This is a genomic window from Pantoea sp. M_9 (assembly GCF_008631385.1).
GTDB lineage: Bacteria > Pseudomonadota > Gammaproteobacteria > Enterobacterales > Enterobacteriaceae > Pantoea > Pantoea eucrina.
Window position 1 is genome coordinate 40,663 of record NZ_VWUF01000002.1, and the last position, 18,484, is coordinate 59,146.

At 54.6% G+C, this 18,484-nt stretch carries 17 protein-coding genes; 11 read left to right on the forward strand and 6 right to left on the reverse strand.

Annotation, left to right across the window (positions count from 1 at the left end):
- Positions 1-87 precede the first annotated feature (87 nt).
- The gene (locus tag F3I15_RS04095; protein WP_150016663.1) at positions 88-1,365 is read left to right on the forward strand and encodes an MFS transporter; all 1,278 of its coding nucleotides are present in this window, start codon (positions 88-90) and stop codon (positions 1,363-1,365) included.
- A gap of 116 nt (positions 1,366-1,481) precedes the next feature.
- Here the strand turns inward: F3I15_RS04095 and F3I15_RS04100 are convergent, their stop codons facing one another.
- Complete coding sequence (locus F3I15_RS04100; protein ID WP_065647325.1) at positions 1,482-1,691, reverse strand: CsbD family protein; 210 nt, start codon at positions 1,689-1,691, stop codon at positions 1,482-1,484.
- Between the two features lie 325 nt (positions 1,692-2,016).
- On the opposite strand from F3I15_RS04100, the gene treZ reads away from it, so the two are divergent.
- The 5 genes from treZ to F3I15_RS04125 all read left to right on the forward strand — a co-directional run bounded on the left by treZ (position 2,017) and on the right by F3I15_RS04125 (position 9,685).
- Entirely contained in the window at positions 2,017-3,801 is a 1,785-nt protein-coding gene (treZ, locus tag F3I15_RS04105; RefSeq protein ID WP_150016664.1) for a malto-oligosyltrehalose trehalohydrolase, read from the forward strand.
- Positions 3,798-6,293, forward strand: a complete 2,496-nt coding sequence (gene treY / locus F3I15_RS04110) for a malto-oligosyltrehalose synthase (RefSeq protein WP_150016665.1) — start codon at positions 3,798-3,800, stop codon at positions 6,291-6,293. Before treZ ends, treY begins: the two co-directional genes overlap by 4 nt.
- Positions 6,294-6,353: 60 nt before the next feature.
- On the forward strand, positions 6,354-8,429 hold the full coding sequence (glgX, locus tag F3I15_RS04115) for a glycogen debranching protein GlgX (RefSeq protein ID WP_150016666.1): 2,076 nt from the start codon (positions 6,354-6,356) through the stop codon (positions 8,427-8,429).
- Positions 8,430-8,944: 515 nt separating this feature from the next.
- Positions 8,945-9,301: a hypothetical protein gene (locus tag F3I15_RS04120; RefSeq protein WP_150016667.1), complete on the forward strand. Its 357-nt coding sequence runs from the start codon at positions 8,945-8,947 to the stop codon at positions 9,299-9,301.
- A gap of 54 nt (positions 9,302-9,355) precedes the next feature.
- The gene (locus F3I15_RS04125) at positions 9,356-9,685 is read left to right on the forward strand and encodes a hypothetical protein (RefSeq protein WP_150016668.1); all 330 of its coding nucleotides are present in this window, start codon (positions 9,356-9,358) and stop codon (positions 9,683-9,685) included.
- 33 nt (positions 9,686-9,718) lie between these two features.
- Here F3I15_RS04125 and F3I15_RS04130 read toward each other — a convergent pair whose 3' ends face one another.
- A complete protein-coding gene (locus F3I15_RS04130) occupies positions 9,719-9,925 on the reverse strand; it encodes a type II toxin-antitoxin system MqsA family antitoxin (RefSeq protein WP_150016669.1) in 207 nt (68 codons plus the stop codon).
- 318 nt (positions 9,926-10,243) lie between these two features.
- Here F3I15_RS04130 and F3I15_RS04135 point away from each other — a divergent pair, with 318 nt between their 5' ends.
- A complete protein-coding gene (locus F3I15_RS04135) occupies positions 10,244-10,852 on the forward strand; it encodes an NAD(P)-dependent oxidoreductase (RefSeq protein WP_150016670.1) in 609 nt (202 codons plus the stop codon).
- A 23-nt stretch (positions 10,853-10,875) separates the two neighbouring features.
- Here the strand turns inward: F3I15_RS04135 and F3I15_RS04140 are convergent, their stop codons facing one another.
- Positions 10,876-11,757, reverse strand: coding sequence for a LysR family transcriptional regulator (locus tag F3I15_RS04140; protein WP_150016671.1), 882 nt, complete (start codon positions 11,755-11,757; stop codon positions 10,876-10,878).
- A 137-nt stretch (positions 11,758-11,894) separates the two neighbouring features.
- Here F3I15_RS04140 and F3I15_RS04145 point away from each other — a divergent pair, with 137 nt between their 5' ends.
- A complete protein-coding gene (locus tag F3I15_RS04145) occupies positions 11,895-12,371 on the forward strand; it encodes a glutathione peroxidase (RefSeq protein WP_150016672.1) in 477 nt (158 codons plus the stop codon).
- Positions 12,372-12,477: 106 nt separating this feature from the next.
- On the opposite strand, the gene fhuE is transcribed toward F3I15_RS04145, so the two are convergent.
- Entirely contained in the window at positions 12,478-14,634 is a 2,157-nt protein-coding gene (gene fhuE, locus F3I15_RS04150) for a ferric-rhodotorulic acid/ferric-coprogen receptor FhuE (protein ID WP_150017178.1), read from the reverse strand.
- 369 nt (positions 14,635-15,003) lie between these two features.
- A complete protein-coding gene (locus F3I15_RS04155) occupies positions 15,004-15,744 on the reverse strand; it encodes a sulfite exporter TauE/SafE family protein (protein WP_150016673.1) in 741 nt (246 codons plus the stop codon).
- Positions 15,745-15,855: 111 nt separating this feature from the next.
- Here F3I15_RS04155 and F3I15_RS04160 point away from each other — a divergent pair, with 111 nt between their 5' ends.
- Entirely contained in the window at positions 15,856-16,746 is an 891-nt protein-coding gene (locus F3I15_RS04160; RefSeq protein WP_150016674.1) for a LysR family transcriptional regulator, read from the forward strand.
- A gap of 18 nt (positions 16,747-16,764) precedes the next feature.
- Complete coding sequence (locus F3I15_RS04165; RefSeq protein ID WP_223810664.1) at positions 16,765-17,226, forward strand: hypothetical protein; 462 nt, start codon at positions 16,765-16,767, stop codon at positions 17,224-17,226.
- A 235-nt stretch (positions 17,227-17,461) separates the two neighbouring features.
- On the opposite strand, the gene F3I15_RS04170 is transcribed toward F3I15_RS04165, so the two are convergent.
- Positions 17,462-17,842, reverse strand: coding sequence for a helix-turn-helix domain-containing protein (locus tag F3I15_RS04170; RefSeq protein WP_150017180.1), 381 nt, complete (start codon positions 17,840-17,842; stop codon positions 17,462-17,464).
- Between the two features lie 210 nt (positions 17,843-18,052).
- Here F3I15_RS04170 and F3I15_RS04175 point away from each other — a divergent pair, with 210 nt between their 5' ends.
- On the forward strand, positions 18,053-18,478 hold the full coding sequence (locus F3I15_RS04175) for an ester cyclase (protein ID WP_223810693.1): 426 nt from the start codon (positions 18,053-18,055) through the stop codon (positions 18,476-18,478).
- The last annotated feature ends 6 nt before the right edge of the window (positions 18,479-18,484 follow it).

The following is an 18,484-nucleotide window of genomic DNA, read 5'->3' on the forward strand; positions in this document are numbered from 1 at the left end:
TGCGCCTCACAGACACCGCGTTGAAATCTATGCCTTAATGCCGCTTTACGGCTCTCTTCTCCACGCTTTTATCTATAAGGATAGGCTATGCCTGCTCAGATGATGCCAGCGCATCGACGTATTATCGTCGCCGGTTCGGTTGGCAATTTTATCGAATGGTATGAATTTGCCGTTTATGGCTTTATGGCCCCGATTATTGCCAGGCACTTTTTCCAGCTGCCGGATGAGCGTGCCGGCACCAGTATCATCCTGACCTGGGCCGCCTTTGCCGTGGCGTTCTTTTTCCGCCCGCTCGGCGCGATTATTTTTGGCCGGCTGGGCGATCGTCACGGACGTAAACCGGTGCTTATCGGCGTACTGATCATGATGACGCTGGTGACGGCTGCTATCGGGCTGGTGCCGGACTATGCAGCTATCGGTCTTGCCGCGCCGTTAATGCTGACGCTGTTGCGGATTCTGCAGGGCCTGTTTGCCGGTGGTGAGTATGGCGGCGCGGTGTCGCTGATGACGGAAGCCGCCCCGCCAGGCAAACGGGGCCTGTATGGAGCATGGCAGTCGCTAACGGTGGCGTGCGGCCTGCTGGCCGGTGCGGCGACCGTCGCGCTGATTCCGCTGCTTATCGGTGAAGAGGCGATGTTCGCCTGGGGATGGCGACTGCCGTTTTTGCTGGCGCTGCCGCTGGGAGGCGCTGCACTCTGGCTGCGGGCCGGGCTGGATGAGTCGCCGCAGTTTAACGCTGCGCGGCAGGCTCCGGCGCCGGAACGCGCTTCTTTCACCGCCACATTACGCGCCATCGCGCTTGCCATCAGCCGCCTGATGGTCTGGTCAGCCGCGGGCTACACCTATCTGGTGATTATGCCGACCTATCTGCAAACCACGCTGCATACCGGCTTTAATCAGGCGCTGCTGATTGCCGTGATCTCAAACCTCGGTTTTGCCGCCACTATTCTGCCCGCCGGCTGGCTGAGCGATCGTATCGGCAGGCGTACCCTTATGCTGGTTGCCACCTTTATGCTGCTGATCTTCGCCCTTCCGCTGCTTGGGGTGTTGCAAAATCCCGCTTCCGGATTATTGACGAAAGCGCTGGTGGTCTTTGTGGCTGGTGCGCTGGTCGGCATGCTGGCAGGCCCGGGACCCGCCATGCTGGCAGAGATGTTTCCCACGCGGGTGCGGTACACCGGCCTGGGTTTCGCCTATGCCCTCTCAAACGCGTTATTTTCCGGCTGCGCCGGGCTGATTATTTCAGGGCTGATTAAACAGACCGGAAATCCGGATATTCCGGCGTGGTACGTGATGATTACCGCACTGATTAGCTTTGTCGCGCTGCTGAGTTTAAATAAAGACGACCATAAGCGGCCATTATAATAACGACTGACGAGCGCCGGCGCAGAAATAACAGCGGAAGAGAAATAAACGTAGCGGGAAAAGGGCGATGTGCTGAAACAAAATATCCCGGCACGGACGTGCCGGGAAGCTGAGACTTACCAGTGATACTTGTTGCTATCTTCCCAGTCTTTCAGCTCTTTTTCTGCCTGGTCTTTACCGTAGCCGTAGCGTTCCTGAATGCGGCCCAGCAGCTGATCGCGTTTGCCGTCGGCAACGTCCATATCGTCGTCAGTCAGCTGACCCCATTTCTCTTTCACTTTTCCTTTGAACTGCTTCCAGTTTCCACTGATGCGATCTTCGTTCATAAGTGCTCTCCTGTTTGACGGTGAAAGCCGTCTGGCTTTATTGGCGCATCGCTTACATGCGTAACCATAACCGTAGCCTATGACGGCAAAAAATAAATGTTTTGCCGCACAAATCGGAAAATTTACTTCTGCAACGACTTTACGGCGCGTCAGGACTTATATTTCCAAATATAGGCTATGATTTTCAGGGTACTCAGCACTTTACCTGAGACCTTTCTTCATTACCGGGGTGATTAGTCTTTTATTTCATAGAGTAAATGATTTCGGGAATGCGAATCGCTTGATGTCGTCCATTGCCCCGCGCGGGGCTTAACGAGGCAATAAAATGGAATCCACAACGTTGGAAAAATCCTGGGGTGCTGAAATCCTTGCTGACGGCACCGTGCGTTTTCGTCTCTGGGCACCGGGTCAGCAGCAGGTAGCCCTGCGCCTGAACGGCACCGATTATCCTATGCAGGCGGAAAAGGATGGCTGGTTTACCCTGTCACAGTCAGGGGTGACGCCAGGTGCAGAATATCACTACGTGCTGGCCGATGGCAGCGTGGTGCCTGACCCGGCTTCGCGGGCGCAAAAAGCAGAGGTTAACGGTCCGTCACTGGTCATCGATCCGCAAAGTTACCGCTGGCAGCAGACTGAGTGGCGCGGACGTCCGTGGCAGGAGACGGTGGTGTATGAGCTGCATATCGGCACCTTTACGCCTGAAGGGACCTTTCGTGCAGCTATTGAAAAACTGCCGCAGCTGGCTGAGCTGGGTATCACCATGATTGAGGTGCTGCCGGTGTCGCAGTTTGGCGGTAATCGCGGCTGGGGCTATGACGGCGTCCTGCTCTATGCGCCACACACCGCTTACGGCAGCCCGGATGATTTCAAAGCGTTTGTTGACGCGGCGCATGCGCTTAACCTCTCCGTGGTGCTGGACATTGTGCTGAATCACTTTGGTCCTGAAGGCAACTATCTGCCGCTGCTGGCCCCGCAGTTTTTCCATGAAGAGCGCCAGACCCCCTGGGGAGCCGGTATCGCCTACGATGTGGATGCGGCACGCCGCTACATCTCTGAGGCGCCGCTCTACTGGCTGAAAGAGTATCGCCTCGACGGCCTGCGTTTTGACGCTATCGATCAGATTGAAGACAGCTCAGATAAGCATGTGCTGATTGAAATTGCAGAGCGCATTCGTCATGAAATTCCGGACCGTCCGGCACATCTCACTACGGAAGATTCACGTAACGTGATCTTCCTGCATCCGCGCGATGAACAGGGCAATACTCCGCTCTTCAGCGGAGAGTGGAACGACGATTTCCATAACGCTATTCATGTGCTGGCAACCGGTGAAACTCACGCCTACTACCAGGATTTTGCCGATGCGCCGGAGAAAAAAGTCGCGCGCATTCTGACCGAGGGGTTTGCCTATCAGGGTGAGGTCTCGGCCCAGAGCGGTGAGACGCGCGGCGTACCGAGTGCAGGCCAGCCCCCGGTGGCGTTTGTTGATTTTATTCAGAATCACGATCAGGTGGGTAACCGGGCACAGGGCGATCGCCTGATCACGCTGGCCGGAGAGGCGCGCACCAAAGTGCTCTACTCGGCTCTGCTGCTGTCACCGCATATCCCGCTGCTGTTTATGGGCGAAGAGTATGGTGAAACTAACCCGTTTCTGTTTTTTACCGACTTTCACGGCGATCTGGCGAAAGCGGTGCGTGAAGGACGTGCACGCGAGTTTACCGGCCATGCCGGACATGACGATGAGGTGCCGGATCCCAACGCGGAAGAGACATTCCGGCGTTCAAAGCTCGACTGGGCGAAGACGACCAGTAGCGAGGGCAAAGCCTGGCTGGCGCTGACGCGCACGCTGCTGTCGCTGCGTCAGCAGCATCTGGTTCCGCTGCTGGCGACGGCCGGGGGCCACAGTGGTCAGGTACTGGCGACCGGTGATGGCTACGTTGCCGTGCAGTGGCGCTTCCCGCAGGGCACGCTCTCTATGGCTTTTAATCTGGGCAATACCGCTCAGGTACTTCCTGATATGCCAGGCGAAACGCTGTTTGCCTGGCCGCAGGAGCAACATGAACTCGCGCAGAACGCCATTATCGTCCGTCTGGCACCAGGAGCAGCAGCATGACTATCCCGACCTCCACTTATCGCATTCAGTTTCGCAACGGCATGACCTTTGATCGTGCCACGGAACTGGTGCCTTACCTGCAGAAGCTGGGCATCAGCCATCTGTATGCTTCACCCATTTTTACCGCGACGAAAGAGTCAACGCACGGCTACGACGTCACCGATGCCAATGAAATCGATCCGGCTATCGGTGGCCGAGCGGGCTTTGATCGACTGAGCGCAGCCCTGCAGGCCGCCGGCATGGAGCTGATCCTGGATATTGTGCCTAATCATATGGCGGCTTCACTGGAGAATGCCTGGTGGCGTGATGTGATTGAACATGGGCAGGAGAGCCAGTACGCGCGCTATTTTGATATCGACTGGTCGCGCAGGCTGACGCTGCCGTTTCTGGGTGACGATTTCGATCGCGCAGTGGAAAAAGGTGATATCACGATTAAAGCCGATCCGCAGAGCGGTAAACCGGCGCTGGCGTATTTCGACAGCTACTATCCGCTGACGCCTGCGAGCTGGCAGGGACGTGAAGCAGAGCTGCTGGCGCTGACGGACCCTGCCGCCATTGCTCAGCTGCATGAGGAGCAGCCGTGGCAGCTTATGAACTGGCGTGAAGCGCGTAGCGCACTCTCCTATCGTCGCTTTTTTGAGATCACCGGGCTGGCAGGCGTACGCGTCGAAGATCCGGTGGTCTTTGAGGATTCGCACCGCCTTATTCTGTCACTGGTGCGCAGCGGCGCGGTCAGCGGCCTGCGTGTCGATCATGTCGATGGCCTCGCCGATCCGCTGGGTTATCTGCAGCAGCTCCGCACCGCGGCCGGCGAAGAGTGTTATATCACCGTAGAGAAAATTCTCGCCGACGGCGAACAGCTGCCGGAAGAGTGGCCCGTCTCCGGTACAACCGGCTATGAGTTTATTGCGGCACTCTCACATGTGCTGATTGACGATACAAAAATCGACACGCTGCGACTCGCCTATGAGTCAGCCACGCGTGAGCGCAATGATGTGGAAGCGGGCCTGCGCGCGGCGCGCGAGCTGATGGTGGATCGCAATTTTGCCGGCGAATTCAGCCGGCTGCTCTCACTGGCAACCGATGCTGCCGGACTGGAGCACCGCAACTTTGGTGAAGCGGAGCTGCACGTGGCGCTGCGCGAGCTGCTGATTGCCTTCCCGGTCTATCGCACCTATGGTCAGGCAGCGGGTATGCCGCTGGCGGGCGAAGAGCGTCTGCTCAGCGTGCTTGAGGGCGTAAAACATAGCGCATCCCCTGCTACCCTGAGCTTTCTGCAGGCACTGCTGCTGGGTGCAGTCAGTGAAGAGGGTGAAGCGCTGGCGGCGGAGTTTCGCGCCCGTTTCCAGCAGCTGACCGGACCGCTGATGGCAAAATCGGTTGAAGATACGCTGTTTTTCCGTAATCACGTGGCGCTTGCGATCAACGAAGTGGGTGCAGAGCCGCTGCCGCACGCGTTCTCACTGGCGCATTTTCATCAGGAGATGCAGACCCGTCTGCAGCACCAGCCTGACGCTATCTCCAGCACCTCCACGCACGATACCAAACGCGGCGAGGATGCGCGCGCGCGGCTCTATACCCTGAGCGAAGCGCCGGATGAGTGGGCAGAAAACGTGACGCGCTGGCAGCAGCTTAATCAGGAGCGCGTACAGCAGCTGGCGGACGGCCCGGCTCCGGAGCCTGCCGTTGAGTGGATGCTCTATCAGGCGCTGGCTGGCGTCTGGCCTGCTACGCTGCAGCCGGACGATCGCGCTGGCCTGGACGCGCTGTGCGAACGTTTTATTCCGTTTGTGGAAAAGGCGCTGCGTGAAGCGAAGCTGCGCACCGACTGGGCAGACAGTAACGAAGCCTATGAAAACGCCGTACTGAATTACGTGCGTCATCTGTTCGCTGCGGAAAACGTTGCGTTTCTCACGGACTTTGCCCAGGCGCTGCAGCCGTTTATCCGCGCCGGACTGGTGAACAGCTTTACCCAGACGGTGATTAAACTTACCGCGCCCGGCGTGCCTGATATCTATCAGGGCTGCGAAGCGCTGGATTTCAGCCTGGTCGATCCGGATAACCGCCGTGAACCCGATTTTACTACTCTCGTCAGTCAGCTTGATGCTGACGCCTTCCCTGACTTTACCAGTCAGCAGGGCTGGCTGAGCGGCAGCCTGAAACAGCAGATGGTTATGCGCCTGCTTCATCTGCGCCGCGATCACGCAGCGCTCTTCCGTTTCGGCGACTATCAGGCGCTGCACGCCAGCGGTGAACACGCAGAGAAAGTGGTGGCTTACGCCCGCCAGTCCGAAGCGGGCGCACTGATTGTGATTGCTCCGCGCCTGATCTTTGCTGACGCCCAGTGGGCAGATGTCTCGGTTGCACTGAGCGAGACGCTGTCGCACCGCACGTGGCTGAACGCTCTGAATGGAGAAACTTACGCTATCACCGACAGTATCGCGCTGGAAAACCTGAACTACAGCGCACCGCTGGTCCTGCTCAGCAGCTAACCCTGACTGATGGAACTGAAGTTATGCCTGCATATCTGTTCACTGAATGGAGAGGATTAAATGTCAAACGGTAAGCCTGTTGAGATCACAGCTGGTACAGGGTATCAGCTCGGCGCTAACTTTGATGGTGAGGGCGTTAACTTCGCCCTGTTTTCCGCACACGCTGAGCGGGTTGAACTCTGCCTGTACGATCCGAGCGGTCAGCATGAGATCGCCCGCTTTGATCTGCCGGAATATACGCACGAAGTGTGGCACGGTTATGTGCCCGGCCTGCAGCCCGGCGCGCTGTATGGCTATCGCGTGCATGGACCTTATGACCCGGAAAACGGGCATCGTTTCAACCCGAATAAACTGCTGATCGACCCGTATGCGCGGGAGCTGCAGGGCGACGTCGACTGGAACGAAGCGCACTTTGCTTACGAACTGCTGCATGAAGATAAAGATCTGACCTTTGACACGCGCGACAGCGGTCCGTTTACGCCGAAATGCCGGGTGGTAAACCCGAATGAGTTTGACTGGCAGGATCAGAACCGGCCATCCATTCCCTGGTCTCAGACGCTTATTTATGAGACGCACGTAAAAGGCTTTACCCAGCTTAATCCGCTGATCCCGGAAAATATGCGCGGCACCTACGATGGCATGAGCAATAAAGCCACGGTGGATTACATTAAAAGCCTGGGGGTCACATCGGTAGAACTGCTGCCGGTGCACTGGTTCCCGGACGATCAGCATCTGCTGGACAGAGGCCTGAAAAATTTCTGGGGCTACAATTCACTGGCGTTTTTTGCACCCGCCACGCGCTATTTTGGCCCGCGCGGCATTCAGGGCTTTCGCGATATGGTGCGCGGCTTCCACGATGCCGGTATCGAAGTGATCCTCGATGTGGTCTATAACCACACCGCCGAGGGCAATGAGCTTGGCCCGACGCTCTCATTCAAAGGGATCGATAACTTCTCCTACTACCGCACCCTGCCGGATCAGCATCGCTACTACATTAATGACACCGGTACCGGAAACACGGTTAATACCTCGCATCCGCGGGTACTGCAGCTGGTGACTGATTCGCTGCGCTACTGGGCAGAATCGATGCATATTGATGGCTTCCGCTTCGATCTCGGCACCATCCTTGGCCGTGAGCCGGAGGGCTTCGATCAGCGCGGCGGTTTCTTTGATGCGGTGACGCAGGATCCGGTGCTCTCTAAACTCAAGCTGATTGGCGAGCCGTGGGATATCGGCCCTGGCGGCTATCAGGTTGGTGGCTTCCCGCCGGGCTGGGCGGAGTGGAACGATAAATATCGCGACACGGTGCGTGAATACTGGAAAGGTGACAACGTTTCGACGGACTTCGCCGCGCGCCTGCTCGGTTCCGGCGATCTCTACGATCAGCGCGGTCGTCGTCCGTGGGCCAGCGTCAACTTCATTACCGCCCATGACGGGTTCACGCTGAACGACCTGGTTTCCTATAATGAGAAACACAACGACGATAACGGCGAGGATAATAACGACGGTCATAACGATAACCGCTCATATAATTACGGTGCTGAAGGCGCAACCGAAGATGAGGGAATTATCGCCGTACGCGAACGTCAGAAACGCAACTTCCTCGCCACGCTGCTCTTCTCCCACGGTACGCCGATGCTGCTGGCGGGCGATGAGTTTGGTCGCAGCCAGATGGGCAATAACAATGGCTACTGTCAGGATAGTGATATCTCCTGGCTCCACTGGGAAAACCTGCCGCCGTCGGCTGACGCGCTGCGTGAATTTACCAAACGCGTCATTGCCCTGCGTGCTAAACAGCCGCTGCTGCGCCGCGAAAGCTGGCGTGACGGCATGGACATCAAATGGTTTAACGCCGGCGGTGGCTTCCAGCAGTCGGAGCAGTGGGAAGAAGGCTCTACGCTTGGCGTCTATATTGGTCGTCCCGATCTGCAGCCGGAAGAAGGTATCTGGCACGACGTGCTGATGCTGTTTAACCCGTTTGAAGGGAATGTGCCGTTCCGTATTCCGCAGTTTGGTGAAGGCGGCTGGGTGCTGGAGCTGACCACGTCAGAGACCGCGAATGAAGGCCTGGTCATCACTCAGGAGCAGGATTTTGAACTGGAAGGGCGCAGCCTGGCGCTGTTCCGCCGTCCGTAACCCATCCCCCGCGGAGCCGCTCGCCGGCTCCGCATTTCTACCCGCCTGCTGCTCACGTTTCAATGCTCTTCGGCACGATTATGTTACAGGCTCTTCTGGCTATCTCCCTGCCCTCAGGCTTTCAGGATCGCTTTGAATTCATCCTGGACAATGCTATTCCTTCAATAAAGGTCACGATCGTTTCGGGCAAAGAATAATCTTAAAGTTAGCTTAAGACTAAAGCCGTAATCTGTTGCGTGCGCACTGCACGTGCGATGCATGCGCGTACGAAGATGGTAATTTCTGGAATAATTTGCCCGCCCTGTGCGGGTTTTTTTAAGTCAAATTTGCACTAATCCCGGACAAAGGCACTACGCTTCGCTTTTTATCAGTACCACTCTAACCTGCAAACAGCGATAACGGCGGTTATCATCACGCCTGCACGCTTTTTTTGCCTGCAAAAACAGTAGCTTTACGCACCAGAGAGATAGCCTATGCTGGCTGCACAATAAAATTCCACGTTAGAGGGATCTGTTATGTTAGCTGCCTCCGTACCCTGCACTAAAGAAGTTATGCCGTTACATCATGAGATCATTGATACCGTTCACCTGAACGGCTTACGCTGCCACATCATCTATAACAGCGTGGCACCCAGCGCCAGCGTCATTACGATGGACAGTGCGCCGTCTGAAAATGAGGCGAGCTGCCGTACCCTGGCGGCGCTGGAGCTTGAGCGCGTAGCCGGAATCAACACAGTGCTTCGCATCAAGTCGTTTTGGTCTGAGCCGGACGAAGGGCTATCAGGCATTGGTTTTGTTGAGCCGTCCTGTCTGGCAACGGCACTTTATAATGCACTTGCGACAAAGAAACGGATCACGCTGGTAGGGCTGTAGACAGATAGCTTATGCTGAATGAATCTGTCAGGCGCGGGTAATAAGGAGCGACTTATGACCGTAATACCCTTCTCATACAGTCCCGATACAATAGCGCGCTGCTTTAAACGGGTTGCCTCGTTTAACGCAGCCGGCACGCCCTGCCATGTTATTTATGACGTAAGGACACGACGCATTGCGCTTATGGAAGCCAGAACGTCCAATATTGAAGGATTTATGCGGCATAAAGTCATCGCAACGGTACAGGTAGAGCGTGTAAGAGACCAGAATGATCGGTATCACGTAACATCGTTCTGGACTCATCCGGCACAGCCTAAACACCTGAAAGCGGCCTTCCGCGCTGCGCTTAGTGATATTGAGGAATTTAAGCTGGTGTGGATATAACGTAAAAGCGCCCGCAGCGTGCGGGCTCTCCTGTCACTTTGTATCAGCTGCCGCAGCTTCCAGCGCATTAACCTTTTCCAGATATGAATCAGCCTCAGCCTTATCCATAATCACCCGGGCGCAGGCCATGCAATGACTGCCTTTTACATCGGGTACGATATCATTGGGATTACCCGTATTAAGCGGTACATCTCGCGTGTCGTAAACAAAAGCTTCTGAGCCACATGCCGGACATTTCATGCTATTTCTCCCTTTTTAAACCGGAGAAACAATCATAGCTGACAGACCTGAACCCGGCTGGCAGCGCCTGACCAAATTATGCGGCGTCAGCACCACTATCCTGAGATATCGTCACCAGATTCGATAATTTCAGATATTTCACACTCTCGTTTAATCGCCCGCAACGCCCTGCCCCCGACTTAAGCGTAAACAGGTGATTCGCTCATTTTATGCAACAGTTTGTCTCCTCTGGTGCTGTTTATCACTTTGCAACGTACAGATAGAGTGTGTGTTATCAGCAACGGCCGCAGAGGCCTGATAAAACTCAGGAGCAGCAAAATGAAAATTGCATTGATTGGCGCAACCGGACAGGCGGGTTCCCGCATTCTTCACGAACTCACTGCACGCGGTCATACCGTAACGGCTATTGCGCGCAATGCGGATAAGATTGCACCAGCCGAAGGGGTTATCCCGGCCGCGGGTGATATCAACGATCCACAGGCGCTGGCAGGCGTGCTGGCCGGGCACGATGCCGTGATCAGCTCAGTGCACTTCAGCGCCAGCGATCCCGATAAACTCATCGGCGCGGTAAAAGCGTCAGGTGTGAAACGCTATTACGTTGTGGGCGGCGCGGGCAGCCTGGAGGTTGCGCCAGGCGTAAAAGTGATCGATACCCCCACCTTCCCGGAAATATACAAAACGGAAGCTGAGGCGGGCGTGCGCTTTCTGGAAAAACTGCGTGCGCAGCATGACCTTACCTGGACCTTTCTTTCGCCATCCGCCCTGTTCACGGCGGGCGAACGCACCGGTAAATTTCGCCTGGGGAAAGATACGCTGCTGACCAATGAGCAGGGCAGCAGCATTTCGTTTGAAGATTACGCCATTGCGATGGCTGATGAGATTGAAACACCGGTGCACGCTAACCAGCGTTTTACCGTGGGTTATTAATGATCGAAGCGCAGAGACGCACCTCAGGGCAGCCTGAGGTGCTTTACCAGATAATCAATCAGTACGCGCTGCGCCTGCGGCATCTTTTTCTGCGTGAGATAGACTGCGCTGACCGCCAGCCGATCGGGTTCATATTCCGGCAGCAGCCTGACTAATCTGCCCGCGGCAATCTCCTCCTGCACGGCAAACAGCGGGAGCACAGCCATTCCGCCCCCCATTTTTACCGCTTTCAGCAAAATCGCTGCTTCATTGGTGCTGATACTGCCTGTTACGGGCAGGTCGATGACTTCATTTTCATGATGAAACCGCCACGCATGACCAAAACAGCTATAGGTCAGGCAGTTATGATCCTGCAGCTCGCGCAGGCTGCCGGGAGCGCCATGTTTATCGAGATAGGTTTTGCTGGCGCACAGCACTGAGGAGCAGTATCCAAGGTGACGCGCGTAAAGCGCCGGGGCGAGTGTGGCGGCGATGCGGATAGCCAGATCGATGCCCTCTTCTGCCAGATCAAGCGACCTGCCTGTAATCTGCAGATTAACCTCTATTTCCGGGTAGATTTGCAGAAAATCGATCAGCATGCCCGTCAGGCAGCACTCGGCCAGCAGGGCGTCAGCGGTGACTTTCAGCTTACCTCTCGGTACGGCAGTGGTCCCCGGCCCCATCGCGGTCAGTCCGTCGGCGAGCGTCCTGATCTCCTGACACAGCAGCAGCGCCTGCTCGCCGGCGACGGTCAGGCTCAGTTTACGTGTCGTGCGGTGCAGCAGACGCGAACCTGTCCACTCCTCCATCAGCGCAATGTAGCGCGATGCCATCGCCCGCGACAGGCCCAGATGCTCTGCCGCCGCCGTTATGCTTCCTCGTTTTGCCGTCTCTGCAAAGACGATAAGCGCTGTGATCCTGTCCATTCACTCACCTCGTGCAACAATGCACCTGAAGTATGCCTCTTTTACTGTTGCGCTGTCTGATTATCATCAACCACGGTAAACCCTGCAGGATGTTGATGATATCATCGCAGAATCTGTTGAGATCTGAGGCCTCCCGCATGACAGCTTTTTATCAATTCTCCGCGACCCGCCTGCAGGGTGAGCCGGTTTCAATGTCTGACTACGCCGGTAAGCTGGTTCTGGTGGTGAATACCGCCAGCCACTGCGGGTTTACGCGCCAGTATGCCGGCCTTGAAGCGCTCTGGCAGAAGTATTCGGCACAGGGGTTGGTGATACTCGGTTTCCCCTGCAATCAGTTTGGTAAGCAGGAGCCCGGCACTGCCGGTGAGATTGCGCAGACGTGCCATATTAACTATGGGGTAAGCTTCCCGATGTTTGAAAAAACTGAGGTTAACGGAGCCGCAGCACATCCGCTGTTTGATTATCTTAAGACGGAATTACCTGGCCTCGCTGGCAGGCGAATAAAGTGGAACTTTACGAAGTTTCTCATCGGACGCGACGGCCAGCCGTTGAGACGCTTTGCCCCCATCACCTCACCGGAAAAGATGGAGCCGGCAATCGTTGCGGCTTTGTGACATCACGCGGCGGGTGCGCAGGGTATCAGCAGCGTCAGGCAGAACGCATGGCGTCTGAGACAGGCGTGATGATAAGAAAAGCTGGCCCCGGCAGGGCCAGCCGAAATCAGAAGCTGTAATTAAAGCTGACTGAATAATTTGCCGGTTCGTTGAACGCCACACCGCCCGCCGGGTTGGTGTTGTATTCACGATCGAACAGGTTTTTAACGTTACCCTGCACAGAGAGTTCGCGGGTAACCTGATAGCGTGCAAACAGGTTAACCAGCGGATAGCTTCCCTGATAGACACGCTCAGTCTCGCCGGCAGGATTAATCGCTTCCTTATAGGTACGATTCTGCCAGTTAATTCCCCCGCCGACGGTCAGGTCAGATAGCATTGGCAGAGTGTAGCTGGTGAACAGCTTCAGGCTTGTCTGCGGCATATAGGGATTAGTGCGATCGCCGTCCGCATCCTTAGCCACATAGCGTGTGGCACCAAACGTTAACTTCAGGTTGTCTGTGACCGCACCATTGATCTCAAAGTCCACGCCGCGGCTGACCACGCCTTTGGACGATTTATAGGCGTTTTCACTACTATTATTTACGTATCTGTTGCTCTGTACCTGTCCGAGATTCTCCTGCTCAATACGGAACACCGACAGGCTCGCCATAATATCGCCGTTATTCCAGTCGCCTTTGATGCCCGCTTCGTAATCCTTACCCGTAACGGGCTTCAGATAATTTCCCTGCTGGTCACGATACGTCTGCGGCTGGAAAATGGAGGTATAGCTGGCGAAAGCAGAGTAATTTTCATTGATGTCATAAACCAGGCCGCCGTAAGGCGTGATGTTATTCTTCTCCGTATCCGCCAGGGTGCCGTGCGCGCTGTATTGAGTGTAGCGTGCGCCTGCGATCAGCGAGAGCGGATCGGTCAGCGAGAATCGCGCTGCAGCATAGCCCGCCTTCTGCCGGATGGTATCCTCAGAGGAGAGCGCCCATGCTGGCCAGTCGGGCTCAGCCACATCGCCACTCCAGCTGTTCCAGTCACCAATTTCCGCAGGGGAGAGAATGGATGTTGAGTAGAGATAGCGGTTGCGCTGGCGGCTGTAATCCACCCCTGCCACCAGCTGGTGTTGACGACCCAACATTTCAAACGGCCCGGTAACATAAGCGTCTACCGCCGTCTGGGTGCGAAGCCCTTTATACCATCCCGCATAACCGTAACCATTGCTGTTAAATATGCCGGTGGTCTGGTCCGGATATCCCGTCATGTAGAGCAGCTTGCTGTCAAAATCGGATTCGGTATGCGTGCCGTTCACCCGCACCTGCCAGCCGTTATCAAAATTCGTCGTCAGGTTTGCAAAGACCTTACGGGACAAAATGTTGTAGTGGGTCCAGTCGGCAGATGGGTTATCTGACCGATCGTAGTGAATTTTGCTGCCGTTGCTGTACCAGAGAGGCAGGCCGCCCCAGGTCGGGCCATCCGTATTGCGTGACTGATAGTCATACCCCAAGTCCAGAGTGGTGTTGTCAGTGAGATCTGCCGCCACGGTAGCATACAGAAACTTCTTACGCTTGTGGTAGCGGTCAACCCAGCTATCCTGATCCTGATACCCTGTCACCACGCGGCCGCGCAGCGTGCCGGAATCATTCAGCGGTCCGGAGAGGTCGGCTACATAGCGCTGATTGTCCCAGCTCCCGTAACTTGCGGAGAGATCGCCGGCAAAGGTTTTGCTGTCAGCTTTCTTGCGGATCATGTTTATGGCAGCCCCCGGATTGCCGGTGCCGGTCATTAATCCGGTGGAGCCGCGTACGATATCGATACGCTCATAGATCGCGGTGTCGCTGTCGGTTTCACCAAAGTTCCACGCGCCGGTCTGCGTGGAAGGAATATCATCGTAGGTGTAGTTGTTGATGTAGAAGCCACGGGAGTAAAAATCCACGCGCTCGGAGTCATTCTGTGACGCCGAAATACCGGTCACGTTCGCCAGCGCATCGCCCACGTTTTGCAGGTTCTGATCTTTGATGCGCTGCCGGGTCAGCACGCTGACCGACTGCGGTATATCACGCTGAGTCAGATTCAGTTTGGTTCCGGCGCGCGTGGCCGGAACGGTATAAGCGCGTGCGGGATCAGATGTGCTGTCATCACTGGTATCAGCGGTGACCACCAGCGACTGCTCGCTGCGGTGATCGCTCTCTGCTGCAAACGCGCTTTGGAGAGTCACGGCTTCGATAATAGCGAGCGTCAATAGTGAATAACAAAACGTTTTGGTCATGCCTGGCATGGCAATGGCGCGAACAGTAGAAATCTCTTTGAAAGACACTTAAATACCTCATTTATTATAGTTAATGCTTTTGACTTGCCAGCCTTATATGCCATTCAGAAAGTGCATATATATGCCAGACACAGCTCATGCATACGCTATAGTAAATGCAAATGATATTGATTGTCATTTGGTTTATCATCAAAACTCACTCTCTTCTGCTGCAATGCGCGCACGCTGATGTGCAACTGCAATGACAAAACGGTGACGTCTAAAAATGGACAGCTATCAGAGCCGTTTACCTTAAGTCCCTGCCGGATCAACGTGACGAGGATGCTGCAAATAGCTGGCGCGTTGTCATCATATTGATGGGGTCTGCTTTAGGGTAAATCAGATCAGGGCACGGGAGATAAGCTCTGTTCCGAATACCATCAGGAGCAGGAGAAAACAGCGTCTGAAAAGCCGCGCGCTGATATGCATCCGCAGTTGCTGTCCCAGCCACATACCCGCCAGCGCAGGTAATACGGACATCAATGAGAGTGAGAGCTGCTCCGTTGTAAAGGTGTTGTGCAAATAAAGCCCTGCAGAGAGCCCTATCGTCGAAACGGTGAATGAGAGGCCCAGCGCCTGGACAAGCTCATCTTTACTAAAGTGAAGCGACTGAAGAAATGGCACGGCCGGTATAACAAATACGCCTGTTGCGCCGGTAATCACGCCGGTTATGCCACCAATAATGGGTGACAGCCATTTCTCCGTGGTCAGTGAAACCGCAAAAGAAGGTGAAGCCAGCGCAAAGAGAGCATAGATAATTAACATCCCGCCCAGACCACAGGCTGACCAGATGGGATCAACGCTGACAAGCAGCGAAGAAGCTGCGATTGTGCCCGTTAAACTAAGCAGCATCATCAGCCACAGACGGCGGATAATCGGCAGCGCTGAAGGGCCGGTAAAGAGCTGCAGCACATTGGTGACAAAAGAAGGAATAACCAGCAGAGCCGCTGCGGCTGGCGGAGACATAAGCAGGCCAAGTAATCCCATAGCCACCGTTGGTAAGCCCATTCCGGTTACGCCTTTAACAAAGCCGGCGAGTATAAAAATGATAAAAAAAGTGAGATAAAGTTGTTCGCTCATAAAACCGCCCCGCCTGATGATTGCAGTGATTCAACCATCCCGGCGATCAGTGGACAATCTGGTTTAAGCGCATCATGCTTCGGATAACCCGAAGGCTGAAAAGAGGTCACTATGAAGCTGGATTTTTCTGACCTGAAACTTGTCGTCTCCATTGCTGATGCAGGCAGCATTACCCGGGGTGCGCGGCATGCCTGCCTGGCAATCGGCTCAGCCAGTGAGAGACTCAGATCCATAGAAGCCGATATCGGGGCAAAGCTGTTTACCCGCCATCCGAGAGGGATCATTCTTACTGAGGCTGGCGAAATTCTGGTCTGTCATGCGCGTGAACTACTCTTCCGCCAGGAGAAGCTGAAAGCTGAGCTGGGCGCTTACATTACTGGCGTAGCCGGGAAAATAGGATTGTATGCCAACACCTCAGCCATGACCGGGTTTCTGCCCGGCAGGCTTGCGCGATGGCTGGCAGAATATCCGGATGTGACTATTGAGCTGGAAGAGCGGAGCAGCGCAGATACCATTAACAGCATACATAATGGCACCGCTGAAGCAGGCCTCGTCTCAGATGCGGTTGATGCGCGCAACCTCATGCGTGAACCCCTAGCAGATGACAATCTTGTTCTGATTGTCCCATCCTCTCATGTGCTTGGTTCGAGAGAGCATGTCTCTCTCGCCGACGTCTATGATGAGCCTTTTATTGGTTTATACCCCGGTAATGCGTTGCAGGATCATATCAGCAGACATGCCAGAGCGTCTGGCCACTCACTGAACTATCGCATCAGAATGAGCGATTTTGAGGGAATGTGCGAAATGGTCAGTAACGGTATCGGCGCAGGGGTTCTTCCTTTATTGACTGCTGAACGTTTCAGTAGCAAATTCCTTTACCGCATAGTGCCCCTCACCGACCCGTGGGCGCAGCGGCGGATCTGTATTTGTTATAAAACACCGCAATCGCTTAGTCCCGGCATGGCCAGACTGCTCGCTTTTCTCAGGATAAGGGAGGTGTAATTCTCTTGTCAGGCCGTTTTGAATTTTGCCGTAAGCTTTAAAGAGATTTTAATTCAGCCTGCCAGCATTAAAAGCATGCGGCAGGCCAAACGCTTTTTATTATCAGAGGTACTGATGAAAACGCTGGTTCTGTCTCTGCTCTTGATTCCATTCATATCGGATGCTGCCCTGACCGCACCTGATTATCCTGGCTGCAATGTCAACGTACAGCGTCAGATTACAGGCGAAACGGGAGGATCAATGTCCGACCCGCTGCAGGCTCATGTCTCTGTACGCGCTAACATCCTGCAGGCAGATATCGGTACTGCCCGCAAAGCGCGTGCTCTGACTCAGTTGGGCGCCGATAAACTATGGCAGCGTGTCGAGGCCGTGCGGCGTGATACTGACAGGTTAGTACAGAAACAAGGTTTTCTGAGTGCAGCTGAACGTGCAAGCTACGATCGTGAACTGGATGATGTGGCCGCAGTGCTCTGTAGATAAATTGCCGGCTTCTTGTCTGGGGGAACAGTACCAGGCAAAGTCATACGCGCGTTCAACAGCCAGGAGCCATTACAACAACAGGGCATAACAGCGGCCGGAAATGACGCTCCACCGGGCGCTCAGGATTCATGCGGCAGACCTTCCCTGTCAGCATTGTGTTGCCAGGGTTTCCTCCCGACACAGATCCTGTTCAGCATACAGATATACCTGAGGTCGCAAACAGGTATGCCTCCTGCTATACCTCACGCTGCCGGTGCATTTTTCGGGATCGGCAGATAGTGGCGTGATTTTGTTCTGCCCAGTAAATAAGCTGTTGCATCGGTACCAGAAAAGATCTTCCGAGGTTCGTCAGCGCATACTCAACGCGGGGAGGAATTTCTGCATATACTGTCCGGCTGATATAACCATCTGTTTCGAGACGTTTTAGCGTTCGGGAAAGCATTTGCCGTGAAATATCTTCAATTTCCCGATTCAGCTCATTAAACCGTATTGTACGTTCTGCCAGCGCTTCAAGAATAAGTAAACTCCACTGATCCCCTATCTGATCCAGCACATCGCGTATCGGACAGAGCTGCCCGTATTGAGTGATAATTTCATCATCGTTTTCTTTTCCCATTTTTGATATTGCCTCGTATTTGTCAGTCACTTTTCTGTGACCAGGTAAGAAAATTGTGACCTCTTGTTGAGGGCCAGAAAGCAAGGTAACCTGAATTTGTTTTACGGTCTATTTTTGTGACCTTTTTTATATCTCAACTCATTCCGAAGAGTTTTTGACAGGAGATCTCTAATGAAGAAACGTATTCAGGCCATGGTATTTATTACCGGTATGCTCATGGCCGATTCTGCCCTGACGGCTCAGACAGAAGCCGAACGTACAGATGAAGAAGCAAACCGCAGGCTGGTTATAGATTTTTATGATCGGTTTTTTAATCGTCATGAGACCAGAGAAGCAGCTAAAGTCGTGGCTGATAATTACCGTCAGCACAACCCGGAAGTACCGGACGGAAAAGCACCGTTCGTCGACTATTTCACCGGTTTTTTCAGGAGTAATCCGCAGTCGCATGCACGCATCATACGCAGTGCTGTCGATGGCGACCTGGTATGGTTGCAGGTTCATTCTGTCAATAACAATCATGATCGCGGTCAGGCTGTGCTTGACATTTTCCGGGTCAGTGAAGGAAAGATAGTGGAGCACTGGGATATTATTCAGAATGTACCGGAGCAGGCGGCCAACGATAATACAATGTTTTGATTATAC

Excerpts from the sequence above, each read along its gene's own strand:
- F3I15_RS04095 (WP_150016663.1), top strand. The coding sequence starts at position 88 with ATGCCTGCTCAGATGATGCCAGCGCATCGACGTATTATCGTCGCCGGT.
- F3I15_RS04100 (WP_065647325.1), bottom strand. The coding sequence starts at position 1,691 with ATGAACGAAGATCGCATCAGTGGAAACTGGAAGCAGTTCAAAGGAAAA.
- treZ (WP_150016664.1), top strand. The coding sequence starts at position 2,017 with ATGGAATCCACAACGTTGGAAAAATCCTGGGGTGCTGAAATCCTTGCT.
- treY (WP_150016665.1), top strand. The coding sequence starts at position 3,798 with ATGACTATCCCGACCTCCACTTATCGCATTCAGTTTCGCAACGGCATG.
- glgX (WP_150016666.1), top strand. The coding sequence starts at position 6,354 with ATGTCAAACGGTAAGCCTGTTGAGATCACAGCTGGTACAGGGTATCAG.
- F3I15_RS04120 (WP_150016667.1), top strand. The coding sequence starts at position 8,945 with ATGTTAGCTGCCTCCGTACCCTGCACTAAAGAAGTTATGCCGTTACAT.
- F3I15_RS04125 (WP_150016668.1), top strand. The coding sequence starts at position 9,356 with ATGACCGTAATACCCTTCTCATACAGTCCCGATACAATAGCGCGCTGC.
- F3I15_RS04130 (WP_150016669.1), bottom strand. The coding sequence starts at position 9,925 with ATGAAATGTCCGGCATGTGGCTCAGAAGCTTTTGTTTACGACACGCGA.
- F3I15_RS04135 (WP_150016670.1), top strand. The coding sequence starts at position 10,244 with ATGAAAATTGCATTGATTGGCGCAACCGGACAGGCGGGTTCCCGCATT.
- F3I15_RS04140 (WP_150016671.1), bottom strand. The coding sequence starts at position 11,757 with ATGGACAGGATCACAGCGCTTATCGTCTTTGCAGAGACGGCAAAACGA.
- F3I15_RS04145 (WP_150016672.1), top strand. The coding sequence starts at position 11,895 with ATGACAGCTTTTTATCAATTCTCCGCGACCCGCCTGCAGGGTGAGCCG.
- fhuE (WP_150017178.1), bottom strand. The coding sequence starts at position 14,634 with ATGCCAGGCATGACCAAAACGTTTTGTTATTCACTATTGACGCTCGCT.
- F3I15_RS04155 (WP_150016673.1), bottom strand. The coding sequence starts at position 15,744 with ATGAGCGAACAACTTTATCTCACTTTTTTTATCATTTTTATACTCGCC.
- F3I15_RS04160 (WP_150016674.1), top strand. The coding sequence starts at position 15,856 with ATGAAGCTGGATTTTTCTGACCTGAAACTTGTCGTCTCCATTGCTGAT.
- F3I15_RS04170 (WP_150017180.1), bottom strand. The coding sequence starts at position 17,842 with ATGGGAAAAGAAAACGATGATGAAATTATCACTCAATACGGGCAGCTC.
- F3I15_RS04175 (WP_223810693.1), top strand. The coding sequence starts at position 18,053 with ATGCTCATGGCCGATTCTGCCCTGACGGCTCAGACAGAAGCCGAACGT.